At 39.9% G+C, this 14,548-nt stretch carries 14 protein-coding genes and 4 tRNA genes; 10 read left to right on the top strand and 8 right to left on the bottom strand.

The features are described from left to right. From JHC35_RS06530 to ilvD, 5 genes are all read right to left on the bottom strand, one after another. The coding region (locus JHC35_RS06530) for a glycosyltransferase family A protein (protein WP_295043175.1) at nucleotides 1-853 on the bottom strand (853 nt) is incomplete at its 3' end. A gap of 23 nt (nucleotides 854-876) precedes the next feature. Further along, nucleotides 877-1,875: a glycosyltransferase gene (locus JHC35_RS06525; RefSeq protein WP_295043172.1), complete on the bottom strand. Its 999-nt coding sequence runs from the start codon at nucleotides 1,873-1,875 to the stop codon at nucleotides 877-879. A 13-nt stretch (nucleotides 1,876-1,888) separates the two neighbouring features. Further along, nucleotides 1,889-2,821 carry an alpha-1,2-fucosyltransferase gene (locus JHC35_RS06520; protein ID WP_295043169.1) on the bottom strand — a complete coding sequence of 311 codons (933 nt, stop codon included), beginning with the start codon at nucleotides 2,819-2,821 and terminating at the stop codon, nucleotides 1,889-1,891. 12 nt (nucleotides 2,822-2,833) lie between these two features. Further along, nucleotides 2,834-3,583: a DUF268 domain-containing protein gene (locus JHC35_RS06515; protein ID WP_295043166.1), complete on the bottom strand. Its 750-nt coding sequence runs from the start codon at nucleotides 3,581-3,583 to the stop codon at nucleotides 2,834-2,836. A 185-nt stretch (nucleotides 3,584-3,768) separates the two neighbouring features. Then, the gene (gene ilvD, locus JHC35_RS06510; protein WP_295043163.1) at nucleotides 3,769-5,457 is read right to left on the bottom strand and encodes a dihydroxy-acid dehydratase; all 1,689 of its coding nucleotides are present in this window, start codon (nucleotides 5,455-5,457) and stop codon (nucleotides 3,769-3,771) included. A 147-nt stretch (nucleotides 5,458-5,604) separates the two neighbouring features. On the opposite strand from ilvD, the gene JHC35_RS06505 reads away from it, so the two are divergent. From JHC35_RS06505 to JHC35_RS06490, 4 genes are all read left to right on the top strand, one after another. Continuing rightward, nucleotides 5,605-5,679, top strand: a tRNA-Gly gene (locus tag JHC35_RS06505). A 66-nt stretch (nucleotides 5,680-5,745) separates the two neighbouring features. Then, nucleotides 5,746-5,832, top strand: a tRNA-Leu gene (locus tag JHC35_RS06500). A 7-nt stretch (nucleotides 5,833-5,839) separates the two neighbouring features. After that, a tRNA-Cys gene (locus JHC35_RS06495) sits at nucleotides 5,840-5,913 on the top strand. A 30-nt stretch (nucleotides 5,914-5,943) separates the two neighbouring features. Continuing rightward, a tRNA-Ser gene (locus tag JHC35_RS06490) sits at nucleotides 5,944-6,031 on the top strand. A gap of 46 nt (nucleotides 6,032-6,077) precedes the next feature. On the opposite strand, the gene JHC35_RS06485 is transcribed toward JHC35_RS06490, so the two are convergent. Then, nucleotides 6,078-7,784, bottom strand: coding sequence for an ATP-binding cassette domain-containing protein (locus JHC35_RS06485; RefSeq protein ID WP_295043160.1), 1,707 nt, complete (start codon nucleotides 7,782-7,784; stop codon nucleotides 6,078-6,080). Between the two features lie 321 nt (nucleotides 7,785-8,105). On the opposite strand from JHC35_RS06485, the gene JHC35_RS06480 reads away from it, so the two are divergent. From JHC35_RS06480 to asnB, 3 genes are read left to right on the top strand one after another with little or no spacing between them, the layout of a single operon-like run. After that, nucleotides 8,106-8,813: a M23 family metallopeptidase gene (locus tag JHC35_RS06480; RefSeq protein ID WP_295043157.1), complete on the top strand. Its 708-nt coding sequence runs from the start codon at nucleotides 8,106-8,108 to the stop codon at nucleotides 8,811-8,813. Beyond that, nucleotides 8,780-9,232: a polymer-forming cytoskeletal protein gene (locus JHC35_RS06475; protein WP_295043154.1), complete on the top strand. Its 453-nt coding sequence runs from the start codon at nucleotides 8,780-8,782 to the stop codon at nucleotides 9,230-9,232. Before JHC35_RS06480 ends, JHC35_RS06475 begins: the two co-directional genes overlap by 34 nt. A gap of 50 nt (nucleotides 9,233-9,282) precedes the next feature. Continuing rightward, nucleotides 9,283-11,070 (top strand): asparagine synthase (glutamine-hydrolyzing), encoded by a 1,788-nt coding sequence (asnB, locus tag JHC35_RS06470; protein WP_295043151.1) that lies wholly within the window; start codon nucleotides 9,283-9,285, stop codon nucleotides 11,068-11,070. Between the two features lie 25 nt (nucleotides 11,071-11,095). On the opposite strand, the gene JHC35_RS06465 is transcribed toward asnB, so the two are convergent. Continuing rightward, entirely contained in the window at nucleotides 11,096-11,332 is a 237-nt protein-coding gene (locus JHC35_RS06465; protein ID WP_295043148.1) for a YdcH family protein, read from the bottom strand. Nucleotides 11,333-11,374: 42 nt separating this feature from the next. Then, nucleotides 11,375-11,935: a dCTP deaminase gene (dcd, locus tag JHC35_RS06460; protein ID WP_295043178.1), complete on the bottom strand. Its 561-nt coding sequence runs from the start codon at nucleotides 11,933-11,935 to the stop codon at nucleotides 11,375-11,377. A 74-nt stretch (nucleotides 11,936-12,009) separates the two neighbouring features. Here dcd and accB point away from each other — a divergent pair, with 74 nt between their 5' ends. The 3 genes from accB (at nucleotide 12,010) to JHC35_RS06445 (ending at nucleotide 14,500) form a co-directional block, all read left to right on the top strand. After that, nucleotides 12,010-12,459: an acetyl-CoA carboxylase biotin carboxyl carrier protein gene (gene accB / locus JHC35_RS06455; protein WP_295043145.1), complete on the top strand. Its 450-nt coding sequence runs from the start codon at nucleotides 12,010-12,012 to the stop codon at nucleotides 12,457-12,459. Between the two features lie 2 nt (nucleotides 12,460-12,461). After that, a complete protein-coding gene (locus tag JHC35_RS06450; protein WP_295043143.1) occupies nucleotides 12,462-13,802 on the top strand; it encodes an acetyl-CoA carboxylase biotin carboxylase subunit in 1,341 nt (446 codons plus the stop codon). A 71-nt stretch (nucleotides 13,803-13,873) separates the two neighbouring features. Next, complete coding sequence (locus JHC35_RS06445) at nucleotides 13,874-14,500, top strand: hypothetical protein (protein WP_295043141.1); 627 nt, start codon at nucleotides 13,874-13,876, stop codon at nucleotides 14,498-14,500. Nucleotides 14,501-14,548: the final 48 nt, after the last annotated feature.

Here is a 14,548-nt window from a genome sequence, read left to right as displayed (position 1 = left end):
GGTACGTAAAATTGCCAATCTCTTTAACTATTAAAAGTAACTGAGAAAAAATAATACATAAACTTTTTTTAATGATCATATTATCTTTTATAATTCTTAATATCACCAAACTTCTTTGATAATCAATATAATGGTTGTGATTACTCGTATGTAAATTATAGATATTTTTATACATTTTTGGTGCTTTCATCTGTTCTTTACTTAACATATTATTTTGATCATTCTCATGCCGTCGCACTTCAACAGTATGACGTTGAACATGATGAAAGGTATTATTTTTCCCCATGCGTAATAAAAATTCCCAATCTTCTAAGGAACTAAGAGTCTCCATAAACATTCCTACTTCGGATAAAATATTTTTTTTATGAGAAATCGTATTAATAGGGATAAAATTTTGAATTTGCAATTGTTCATAAGTATAATTGGGAATATCAAACATTTTTTTAGTACTAATAACTTTTCGTGTATTATTGATGATGCGTTCAAAGACCAATAACGCATCGGTATACACAACATTGACATCATTATGGCGATAAGCTTCGACCAAAACTTCCAAATGATTTTCTAAAAAGAGGTCATCATCATCCAAATAGCACAAAATTTCACCATTGGAAATTTGTATTCCCGTATTTCTGGCAAAAGGCAATCCTGAATTTTTAATATGGGATAGATACCGTATTTTAGTAGATTGGAATGCTTTTATGATATCCCAAACATCTGTACCACAATCATTAATAACAATGATTTCATAATGAGTATAGGTCTGATTAAGTATCGATTGTATCGCGTAGAAGAGTAAAAAGGGTCTGTTATAGGTAGTAAGGATAATGGATATGAGGGGACGTTTTTCCATCTAGGGTATTCCTATTAAAAGTTTCATGATTTAACCAAAGACTTAGCAATTAACTTAATTAATCTATAGATAAATCTAACATCTATAACCCTATACGGTGAGCGATGGCAATAGGGCAATACCATTTTGGATGCACTGCACAGAGAATATAGATTGTTATCGAGACTTTTTTTAAACTCCCTATCTGTAAATTGTTTACATTCTCCATTCTTAAAATATAATTTTTCAAGCCACTCATAAATATAGGGCATCTCTTCATGAATATCACATTCAAGATTACTTTGCGGTACGATCTTCAGATGTATCTCTTTTTCTTTTTCATTTGGGAAGATATTAAGAGATTGAAGTATTCTTTTTTGTACGTTCCATGCGAACTCACGTTGCTTTTTTCTTGCTTCCTCAGAAAATGTGGTTTGTAAAGTATGGACTCTGTAGTACGTTAATACTTCTGGGATATTGGTAACTTCACAATGGTGTGAAATTTTTTCCCACAAATCATAATCTTCAGCAGTTGGATAATCCAAATCAAATAAATACCGATTCTTTGTTAATATTTCTTTTTTAAGCATGACTGACGATGTGGCAAAGCAATTATTAAATAACATTGTTGATTTAATGAGTTCAGAGTGAGTGAGACATTTCCACACCTGCTGAGTACCTCCTATGGTCTTGACCCATGTTCCACACAGCCCGAAAGATGGGTTATTTTCAAGAAAATTTATCTGTTTTTCAAGACGCGTATGAAGACTTATATCATCAGAATCCAACCATGCGATGTATTTTCCCTGAGCATTGTCTATGCCAACATTTCTCACGCCAGCCAGACCTAAATTTTTGTCATTATTAATAAGTTTAATTCTTGTATCTTTGTATTTATTAACAACAGAAACGGTTTTATCTGTTGAACAATCATTGATAATTAACAATTCAAAATCTCGAAAAGTTTGATTTAAAATACTTTCAATGGCTTCGCCAATGTATTTTTCACCATTATAAACAGGTATTATTACACTAACTAGCATACTATTTGTCCTATCATATCTTGATCCATTCGTGTGGTAGAGGTTCTGAGTTTCCCCAACCTTGTTTTGGTGCAATCACGATCTTCTCTTTATTTTTTGATAAGTAAGCCCCCCACCAATGATACGTACTATTAGCAATAATAAAATGCTTACAATGTGATATCAAATAGAGATCCAAATAAGCATCTTCATTTAATCTATTGGGTGTTACGAGTGTGATTGGAAAATCTGATTTGATATTTTCTTCAGCCCATTGACGCTCAAGCGTAAAAATAAAAAAATGTGGATTCTCAATCTTACTAGAAATTAACTTCATAGCTTTTTCATAATACTCTGCTGTTAATTTAAAATGATTAGCACTCGCTGCAAAATCGCTATATTGACGGATACCAATACAGACACTGTTAACAGATTGAATGTAAGAACCAAACGTTTGGATGTTTTCTGGAATATTTGCTGTTATCGTCAAATCTTCAAAAAGTATGTTTCTTATAGGTTTAAAATATTTTTCACTTTGCCAATAGCCACTCAAAACAACATTGCTAGAGATATCTGATACTAAAGACGCATCAAATCTATGACAAGGACCCCCAGCAAAATAGTTTTCCATTGATGCTTTTGAATCATCTAAAAAATCTGGTTCATCTAAAAACATTCTATGTTTTTTATCTCTATATCTGTCAATTTTTTTCTTTAATTTCATAAATTGATTTAAATATTTATTATTTGGATACGCTTCAATTAAAACTACTTCTGCTTTTATATGAAATTGATTTAGAAGATAAATTCTATGGTAATAACTGTCATTTTTGAAAAAACTAATATCTAGCCATAGCGGAATATTTTTTTCAATAGAAATTGCCCGTCCCATAGCATATTGAAACAATTGATTGCCAAGCCCACCAGCGATTTTAATGACTACTTTATTTTGAAATATTTTCAGCAAGTTCTAATCTTTTTATTTTTTAAACCAAAAACATCCACATCCATAGTGTTGTTTGTCTGATTGTTCTTTGGTTGCGTTTAGAATAATTCCTTCATTAGACTGATCGGGTATTAATGAAAATTCTTTTAATTCAAATTCCTGAAAATAAGACAATATCTGGTCATAAGTGTATATTCGATGCGCATTAAACATGATGATAGCCTTACCGCCAATTGGTATAACAAACAATAAATTACCCCCTTTTTGCACAACGCGTTTTAATTCAGAGATTGCTTTTAAATCCCCATCAGGATCAATAGGATCACCATATCGACCAAGCCCAATATGCTCAACGACGTGCATACAGGATAATGACAGGACACTGTTTGTTTCAAAAGGTAATGCTATTATATCAGCATGCTCCGATGTGAAATTTTCAAGCTCAATCGTAACGGGTCGATAATCGTAAAATTTTGTAGGTATAAAAGCTGATACTAAGGTAGAAAAATACGTTAAGGATGAAATATCTATATGCTCTAAAGGAGCTATTTTTTTTAATGTACGGGCAGCCCAAGCAGTGTGATAAATGTAATGCTTATCAAAACTTGTAGAAGAATTTTTATCATTCAAGCAAGGATATTGATTTTTATACTTTACCGAAAATCGTTCACCATCCGTTTTTAAAAAGAGGTTGAATTCTTTTTGGTAGTGCAAATAATTTGATACATAATAATATTGTTGCTTAAAAAGGGTGAATATTTTATTGAAAGCTTTTTGTAACATCTCTTATTTTTCCATTCTCTATCAATAGGGCAGTTTTACACCGTTTAGTACCTATCCACAGTCAATATTGTATCGTTTAGACCTGTCAACCTACTAAAAACTTCACAAAATGCTTTATACTCAAAAAAAATTTGAACCATGAGTTGATATCATTGATATTTTCACCCCTTTTAAGGGGAATTTTTTTAAAGTTCTGTTTTAAGAGCAGCCCCATTAGAAGCATTAGAAACCAAAAGGCTGTAGCGTTTGAGCCATTTGGAGTGAATCTCTTTTTTGATCGGTTTCCACTGAAGTCGACGTTGTTGAAGAATCTCCGCATCAACATTGAGTTGCAACAGATGACTATCCACATCCAGTTCAATCTCATCCCCATCTTCGATGAGGGAAATGAGTCCCCCCTCAGCGGCTTCTGGACTGACGTGACCGATAGAAGCCCCCCGTGTCGCACCACTAAAACGTCCATCGGTGATAAGGGCAACACTTTCACCCAATCCCATCCCCATGATCAGTGCCGTAGGGGCGAGCATCTCTTGCATCCCAGGCCCCCCCTTGGGACCTTCGTAGCGGATGACAACCACATCACCTGCTTTGACTTTATGACTCATGATCCCTGTAATCGCTTCATTTTGAGAGTTAAAACAAACAGCAGAGCCTTTAAATTGGCGCATATTGGGGGTGATCCCTGCGGTTTTAACAACGGCACCCTCTTCGGCGAGATTTCCGAAAAGAATCGACAAACCACCCACTGGAGAGTAAGCGTTTTCATTGGTGTGGATGATGCTGGTGTCTTTGATTACCGCATCTTTGATCCGTTCACCCAAGGTCTCCCCTGTGATCGTCATCGCATCGAGTTTGAGTACGCCACCGCGACGGCTCACCTCTTTCATCACTGCATTCACCCCTCCCGCACGGTTGATGTCATCCATGTGAACGGTCGAAAGCGAGGGAGAAATTTTGGCGATGTGCATCACTTTTTCAGAAATTTCATTGATCTTCGTAATATCGAAATCGACCTCTGCATCTTTTGCGATACTGAGCAAATGAAGAACCGTATTAGAAGAACCGCCCATTGCCATATCGATAACAAACGCATTATGAATCGCTTTATCGTTCAAAATATTGCGCATATTCCATTGTGCACTGTTTTCATCTTTGACCATCTCCACAATACGACGTGCCGCCGTTTTGACCATTTCGATACGTTCAGGGGTCATTGCCAAAACCGTCCCATTTCCGGGTAATGCGACCCCCATCGCTTCACAAAGGGTATTCATTGAGTTGGCCGTAAACATCCCTGAACATGATCCGCCAGAAGGACACGCTTCGCACTCAATTTCATAAAGCTCTTCATCGGACATTTTTCCATCGGCGTGTTTTCCGACCGCTTCAAACGCCGTCGCCAAATCGATGGGGGTACCGTCTTTTTTGTGTCCTGCTCTCATAGGTCCGCCAGAGACAAAAATCGTCGGAACATTGACGCGCAACGCCCCCATAAGCATCCCTGGAACGATCTTGTCGCAGTTAGGGATACAAATCAATCCATCAAGTTTATGAGCATTCATGACGGTCTCAATACTATCGGCAATAAGTTCACGACTGGGAAGCGAATACAGCATCCCATCATGCCCCATGGCGATTCCATCATCGACACCAATGGTGTTAAATTCAAACGGTACGCCTCCTGCTTCACGAATCGCGTCTTTGACAATGCGACCATACTCTTGGAGAAAAAAGTGTCCCGGGATAATGTCAATATAAGAATTCGCCACCCCGATAAACGGTTTGTCAAAATCTTCATCTTTTAGTCCCGTCGCACGGAGCAAACTTCGGTGAGGGGTTTTATCAAATCCCCGTTTAATGGTATCACTGCGCATTTTTTATCCTTTATACCTCATCATTCTCGCGTAGGTGAGAATAATCCAGCTCATATTTTTATAGTCTTGCGATTATACGGAAAAAATCTCTAAAACCTCTTTACACGGTCTGTTTTTTTTGCTATACTTTCACTCCACAAAGACAATGCGGGAATAGCTCAGTGGTAGAGCACGACCTTGCCAAGGTCGGGGTCGCGAGTTCGAACCTCGTTTCCCGCTCCATATAATCTCAGTTGAAACATTTGAATTTATTTTGATGTTTGATCTGAGATCTTTTTTTCTACAGATGCCCGGATGGCGAAATCGGTAGACGCAAGGGACTTAAAATCCCTCGGTGGTAACACTGTACCGGTTCAAGTCCGGTTCCGGGCACCATTATGGTGGCGGCATAGCCAAGCGGTAAGGCATGAGCCTGCAAAGCTCTGATCCCCGGTTCGAATCCGGGTGCCGCCTCCAGTTAGAAAAAAGATAACTTTTACTTTATGCGGGTCACTGGCAGAGTGGTCGATTGCACCGGTCTTGAAAACCGGCGAGGGTAATACCTCCTAAGGTTCAAATCCTTAGTGGCCCGCCACTTCATTCACTTAACTTCTCTTTTTTTACCTAAATAATTTTTTTAATTATTTTTCTGGGTTCACATTTCCATTTTTTATTTGGTAAAGGTATTTACACTTCTCTATCGTGCTAAGGCGATGGGCGATGACGATCAACGTTTTATCCGCACATAGTGTATAAATTTCCTCCATGATTTTAGCTTCAGTCTCAGCATCCAAAGCGCTGGTAGCTTCATCCAAAACTACGATTTCAGGATGACCATAGAGGGCGCGAGCGATGGCGATACGTTGACGTTGACCACCGCTTAGCTTAATCCCTCCTTCACCCACGTAAGTATCAATCCCTTCATGCTGAGATTCCAAAAATTCTAAAATATTGGCTTGTCTGAGTACTTCTTTGAGCTGTTCTACTTCCAGTGGTTGCCCAAAAATAACATTGTCTGCCACCGTTCCTTCAAAAAGGTAGATACTTTGGGGGATGTAGCCGATTTTACTGCGCCAGGATTTGATGTTTTTATCACTAAGGGGGATGCCATCGACCAAAATAGCCCCTTTTTTAGGACGATACAGACCAATAATAATATCAACGAGGGTCGATTTTCCGCTTCCACTCTCACCGATAAAGGCGATACGATCCCCTTTGTGAATGGTTAATGTAATCGTGTCTAAAATGGGTTTATTCACATCGTATTCAAAGTAAATATGATCAAGAATGATGGAGTGATCAAAAACAATAGGGGTATCTTGGAGGTTTTCCACATCATACATCAGGTCATTATGGATAATGTCGAGGGAACTTTTATAAAAAAGGATTTGATTGTAGCCGTGCAAAATACGATTAGCAGAGGGCATCAATCGATACAGCCCCAAAATAAAGACCGAGATCATCGGAAGGGTTTTGGAAATATCGGTTTGGTACTTCCAAACGATATAGATAGCGATAAAAATAACGATCCCAAACCCCAGTGCCTCTAAAAACAATCGAGGCAGATGGGTGAGGGTCTCATTACGGATATTGGCTTGGGCATAGCCTGAGCTAGCGTGACCAAATTGTTCGAGAATAGACTGCGTATTGGAACGTAGTTTCATCAGTTTAAAGTTACCTAATGAGCTTTGGATGATTTCAAAAAACTTTTTTTGGTGTTCTTCACGGGAAATTCCCGCTTTTTGGATAGCGCGTGAGACCGTCATGGTGAGCATCACTGCATTAATAATGAGGATAATGCTTAAGAGTAGGGTAATTTTCCAATTGAGATAAATCATAATGGCGTAGATAAATATCACCACAAAAATTTCACTCAAAGTGAGTAAAAGACTCGAAAAAAGAGTGGTCATATTTTGGGCTTCATTGATAATGGCTTTATTTAAATCGGCACTGTTTTTGGCGATAAAAGAGCGGTAATCCATTCCCAAATAGTTTTCAAAAAGGCGATACGCCAAAAGATGGTAACGCCCTTTGGAAAATTTTGCCAGTAAATAAAAATAGCCCAGATTTAATAACGCACGCAAGAGATAAAAGAGCAATAAGACAATCCCTAATGCCACCACAAAATGGGTCTCTTGGGTAAAATGGAATAAATGGTATGCATAATTAGCATAACTGATAGTATGAATTTTAGAAAAATCACTGGCGATGGTTAAAAAGGGGAGAATCGCCCCCACCCCAATCATCTCTATTAAGGAAATGAGTACGGAGATACCGACTAAAAAAGCCAAAAAGCGTCGGTCATGATGGGTTAAGATGGCAAAAAGTTTGGTAATAAAAAGGGTCATTACGAATGAGCTATCTTTCAAGTATTTAGGTAAAAGTGCGTCATGATAACGTACTTACTCTAAAATCTGTTAATTTTTTTAAGATACAATTCCCCTTATGAATACAACAGACAGGACATATTCCTATTTTTTTTCAAAAATTAAGCGATTCAGATGAGTCAGTTTTTTAAAAATAGGGTTATCATAACCATCTCCGATATCAAAGGGACGAAGTCATACAGCTTGTCCAAGTTGGTCCGAAAATTTATTTTTTGGATCGTTGTCTTTATTATCTCCGTCGCCATTATTGGTGCCATTATTATCCCCGTACTTACCCAAAAAATGATGAGTCTTGCTTCCCAAAATGAAATCTATCAGCGTGATTTAAATAGTAAAATTGCAGCGTATGATAGATTGGATGATAAGTTTGAACTTCTTCAAGAGCGAATTATTGCCTATGAAGAGAGCAGTAATTTACCCCAACGGCAACCAGAGACGTGTAATAAAGACGGCAAACCCTCTAAAGAAAAATCGGTGGATATGGGGACAGAGATCAAAAACTTTCTCCTCAAGCATATTCCTAACGGGTATCCGATACGTCATATCGAAATTTCATCAGGCTTTGGATATCGGATTCACCCTATTTTTGGAACCCGTATTTTACACCGAGGGGTTGATTTTAGAGCCCCAATTGGAACACCCGTCTATTCTGTTGCCGATGGGATCGTGACGCGGGTGGTACGAGGCGATGATGGGGGATATGGTAAGATTGTCGTTATTCGACATAAGTATGGATTTGAGACGGCGTTTGCTCACTTAAGCGATCCTCGTGTTGAAGTAGGGGATATTGTCCATAAAGGTCAGCTGGTTGCGTTAAGTGGTGCAAGTGGTCGAATAACAGGATCTCATCTCCATTTTGAGATACATTACCTAGGGGCTGCCATTAACCCTCAAGCATTTTTTAGTTGGAATATGGCAACATACAACAAAATATTTAAACAAGAAAGGAATATACCATGGGATTCTTTGATAAAAAACCTACAAAAGTAAGCAGTGGAGGCGGGAGCAGTCGCACCTACAATGCAACGATCATTGCCGATGATTGTGTTATCGTCGGAGGTATTACCGCTCAAAGTGATGTCGTGATTAACGGAAATTTTGAAGGCGCTGTCTCTTCTAACCAAACGGTAACCGTGGGTGAAAAAGGGGAATTCTATGGTGAAGTGAAAGCACAGACCATCGTGATTGGGGGATTGGTCGATGGGGTTGTGGATGCAGAAATGATTCATATTCTCTCAACTGGTCGCGTTATTGGTCAAATTCTTTACTCTAAAATTACGATTGAAGAGAACGGATTTTTTGATGGTAAAACGATTGTTAAAGGTAGCTCACTTCAAAGTCGTTATTCTGAAGTGGAAAACAAGTATCACAACGTTATTGATACCAAGGTTGTTACCAAAGAAGCATAATGCGGTTCTCTTCCACTTCATTCCCCTTTGTTGCTTAAAAAGAGGTTTGCATGTGTGGAGTTTTTGGTATTTTGGGAGAGTATTCTCCTTCTCTAGCACGTACGGCTTTGGCAACGTTACACCATCGAGGCAAAGACCACTGCGGTATTATCCAAGAAAACCATCTTTTTTTAGCCCATCATCGTCTCTCTATCACCGATCATCATCACCGTTCCCATCAACCTCTGACTCATCAACGTCTTTTACTCAGTTTTAATGGGGAAATTTACAATCATAACGCCTTACGTACCAAATTAAGCGAATTTCCTTGGCAAACTTCCAGTGATGCCGAGGTGATTTTAGCTGCGTATCAACGGTGGGGGATTGGGTGTTTAGACCATTTGGAGGGGATGTTCGCTTTTGCCCTTATCGATGATCAAAAGCTGTATTTGGTGCGCGATCGGTTTGGAAAAAAACCGATGTTTTATTATTCTGCATCTAAGTGTTTTGTTTTTGCGTCCGAAATTAAAGCTCTTAAGCCTTTTTTACCCTCAGTGACCATGAATAATAATGCGTTACGGTCGTATTTAAGTTTTTTAGCCCCTACTCCTCCCCATACGTTTTATGAGGAGATTGAAAAACTCGAATCAGGAGAATACCTGTGCTGGGAGAGGGGGAACTTTACCAAACAAAGTTATTACAGCATTGCCAACGCACCTCGCACTACCTCTTTAGATTCTCTTGAAACGTTGCTTCATGCAAGCATTGCCAAACGCCTTGACACGCATGTCTCTACTGCAGCATTACTCTCAGGGGGGATTGATAGTGCCATGATTTGTGCCATTGCCAAAGCGCAAGGGAACCCTTTGCCCACGTTTACCCTAGGCTATGAGGGGTTTAAAGGGTATGATGAACGTCCCAATGCCAAAGCAACTGCCCAGTATCTGGGATTAGCCAACACGCAAGTGGTCCTCTCTTATGACGATTTTGACGAAAATCTCGATACAGTGCTGACCCAAATGGACGAACCGCTCAATGATCCTGCTGCCTTGCCGTTGTATCTTTTGATGGAGCGTATTGCACAAGAGGGGTATAAAGTCGTACTCAGTGGCGAGGGGTCAGATGAACTGTTTTTGGGGTATCGACAATATTTTGAATATTTGGATATTGAACACGCTTCCATTTTGGGACATAAAAATTGGCTCAAACGCTATTTTCACCAAAATTTTTCGATGAATCGGGAGTGGGAATGGTACAAACGGATGTTTGAAGAGACCCTTTTGTTTCGGACATCGGGGGAAAAATTTACCGACTTACAGCAATCTCGTCTTTTTCGTCGGAGGATACAAGACAATGAGTCATTGGCATTTTTACAACCGTATCGACACCAATTTGACCACAGTGACTATACCCACCCCTCCCATTGGTACAGTATGATTGATCTTAAACTCTTTGTGGCGGAACATTTTTTGACCAAATTGGATCGGATGTCGATGGCACATACCCTCGAAGCACGCGCCCCTTTTTTGGATCATCGCTTAGCCGAAGCGGTTTTTGGATTATCCCACGAAGCTCGATTGGGCAGTGGGGGAACCAAATTTTTACTTAAAGAGATAGGGAAAAATTATTTAAGTCCTGAAATTTTAGGGAGAAAGAAAAAAGGGTTTGCCAATCCCTATATGGAGTGGCTTATTGCGTCGGATCGTCTTAAACTCATCCACGAGGTAAATAACCAAACAGGACTTTTTCACCCCAAAGAGCTTCAAAACTATATCAATATGGGTCGTCAAGGAAAATTTAAACACCACGTATGGGGATTGTATGTCCTAAGTCATTGGATGAAGAGGGAACTGTTATAGTAGCCCAAAAAGGGCTGAAGGGAATTTAGAGATTATGCTCTTTTTTGTATTTGATAATGAGGGCATACGCTTCATCTTTAAGATGCAATTTTTCTTTTTTAAGAGTCTCTAGTTCCAAATCGGTCATAGGGATCGTCCCTTTTTCCGCTTCGCCAATTTTGGTATCCAATTCATTATGACGATCAAAAACTTTTAAGAAATGGGCGTTAGCCGCATCGTTCTCTTTCATGTGGGTAATAACATCACGGTATTCATGTAGCATAGTGACTCCTTGGGGATTTTAGTGGGGGAATTCTACCCATTTTTATTTTAAAATTCGTGGAAGTGTGATCCCCTCTTGCCCTTGATATTTTCCACTTTTGTCTTTATAGGAGGTTTCACATATCTCATCCCCTTGTAAAAAGAGAACCTGAGCAATCCCCTCATTGGCGTAAATTTTAGCGGGCAGTGGAGTAGTATTGGAAATTTCGATGGTGATATGCCCCTCAAATTCAGGCTCAAAAGGGGTCACATTGACAATAATACCGCATCGGGCGTAGGTCGATTTACCTAAACAAATCGCCAAAACATCGCGAGGAATTTTAAAATATTCGACCGTTCGTGCCAAGGCGAACGAGTTTGGGGGGACGATACATACCTCCCCTTTAAAATCGACCACATTCATATCATCAAAATGTTTGGGATCCACAACGGTCGAATTAAGATTGGTAAAAATTTTAAATTCATCGGTGACGCGAATATCATACCCATACGAGCTAAGACCGTAACTGACCACCCCAACCCCCACTTGATCTTCACAAAAAGGGGTAATCATCCCCTCTTGAAGTGCCTTTTGTCGAATCCATCCATCACTTTTAAGCCCCATAATATTATCCATTGTTAATTTTATTTGTGTTAGTATAACATATCTATTACCCTACTTTCAGGAGCGATCCATCCATGGATATGAAACAAATTAAAACGCTTATGCAAGAGTTTGACGCAAGTACGCTCTCAAAAATGAAAATTATTCAAGATGGCTTTTCACTTGAATTGGAAAAAAACATTGGTGCGGTGACTGCCCCTGTGATGATGGCAGCTTCAATAGCAGCTCCTGTGTCTAGTACTCCCGCTCCTGTTGCAGCCGTTGAAGCCCCCTCTGTAATAACAGGAGATACTATCGTATCCCCTATGGTAGGAACTTTCTATTCTGCCCCTTCACCCGATTCACCTCCCTTTGTCAAAGTAGGGGATCGTGTTAAAAAAGGTCAAGTGGTGGCTATTTTAGAGGCAATGAAAATCATGAATGAACTAGAAGCGGAATTTGACTGTGAAATTCTTGAAATTCTTAAAACAGATGGTCAGGCAGTTGAGTATGATATGCCTTTATACCTTGTTAAGAAGCTTTAATCATGGCAGAACTTAAACGCATTTTGGTCGCCAATCGGGGAGAGATTGCCCTTCGTGCCATTCGTACGATTAAAGAGATGGGTAAAGAGGCTGTAGCGGTATACTCTACTGCCGATAGAGATGCTTCGTATCTCAAGCTTGCCGATGCTGCCATTTGTATTGGTGCGGCGCAAAGTTCTCAAAGTTATCTTAATATCCCCGCCATTATCTCTGCCGCAGAAATTAGTCATTGTGATGCCATCTTTCCTGGCTATGGATTTTTGAGCGAAAACCAAAACTTTGTCGAAATTTGTACTCATCATGGGATCAAATTTATTGGGCCAACCCCTGAAGTTATGGTGATGATGTCCGATAAATCCAAAGCCAAAGAGGTAATGATAGCAGCAGGCGTTCCCGTTGTCCCTGGATCATCTGGGGCAATAAAAGACATCGCTGAAGCCAAAGTACGTGCCAAAGAGGTAGGTTATCCCATTATCCTCAAAGCTTCCGCAGGTGGTGGTGGACGTGGTATGCGGGTCGTTGAAGAAGAAGAGGGCATTGAAAATGCTTTTCTCGCTGCTGAAACGGAAGCCATTGCCGCGTTTGGAGATGGAACCATCTATATGGAAAAATTCATCAAAAATCCTCGCCATATTGAAGTGCAAGTGATTGCCGATGCCCATGGAAATGTTTTGCACATTGGTGAGCGGGATTGCTCAATGCAACGTCGTCATCAAAAACTCATCGAAGAATCCCCTGCCGTTGCCTTGACACCTGAAATTCGTGCTGATCTTCACGCCTCTGCAGTACGCGCGACCAAGTATATCAAGTACGAAGGGGCTGGTACCTTTGAATATCTTCTCGATGCGGATAAAAATTTCTATTTTATGGAGATGAATACTCGTCTTCAAGTGGAGCATTGTGTTTCTGAAATGGTCAGTGGTTTGGATTTGATCGAGATGATGATTCGTGTGGCAGAAGGGGGAGTTCTCCCAAGTCAAGAGAGCGTTGTTTTAAGTGGTCACTCCATTGAGTGTCGTATCACGGCCGAAGACCCCATTAAATTTTTACCCTGTCCAGGAAAAATCACCCAATGGATTGTCCCTGGTGGACGAAGTGTCCGTATTGATAGTCATGCGTATACAGGTTACGTTGTCCCCCCTACGTACGATTCCATGATTGGAAAACTCATTGTGCATGGTAAAGACCGTAGCGATGCCATTGCTCGTATGCACCGAGCCTTAAGTGAATTTACTGTGGAAGGGATTAAAACTACCATCCCTTTTCATAAAAAAATGATGAAAAATCCCGATTTCATCAACAACCACTTCGATACCAAATACCTCGAAAAATATCAAGGGTAATCTCCCTTGATATGTGTCAATCAAAAAACTCCCCAATACCACTATAATCTCTCTTTTTTAGGAGCGTAGTGATGAAAACACCCGAATTTTTTAATGATGTTACCCCTATCGTAATGCAAGATCCCCTATCTGCTTTGTTAGGTACGTGCGAAGAGGGTCTCCTCGTGTACACCTACTGTGATATTGTCAAGCTAACAGGACACTCTTGTCCTACCGTCGCAGGTGCCTATTTGATGATACAACACGGGGTTAAGGCGCTGTATGGTGATGAACTCCCTGTTCGTGGCAATATTATCCTACGGATAAAAGGGGCTTTTGGTGAGGGGAGCTTGGGGGTCATTGCCAATGTGGCATCCATGATCACGGGAGCTACGGATGAGAGTGGCTTTCATGGATTGGGCGGAGAATTTGATCGACGAGGATTGCTTAGTTATCATCACGACATTGAAGGGGAACTGCAATTAGAACGTACCGATACTGGTGCCTATGTGATCGTTAACTATGATCCTTCGTGTGTTCCCCCCTCTCCTGAAATGGGACGTTTGATGCCCCTTGTCCTTTCGCATCGTGCCGATGCATCGGAAGTTAAGTTGTTTGGTACGTTATGGCAAGAACGGGTTCAGCGATTGCTTATTGATCACCAACATGACCCTCGATTGATACAATGTTCTTTACCACGTTATAAAGGAAAAAAATGAAAAGCGTCTCGCTTTTTTAAATGATAAATTTATAATAATCATAATTTT

The sequence above is a fragment of the Sulfuricurvum sp. genome (assembly GCF_022759005.1).
In the GTDB taxonomy this organism is placed as follows: Bacteria; Campylobacterota; Campylobacteria; order Campylobacterales; family Sulfurimonadaceae; genus Sulfuricurvum.
The sequence above is the reverse complement of the archived record's forward strand: the minus strand, read 5'-3'. Positions and strand labels throughout refer to the sequence as shown.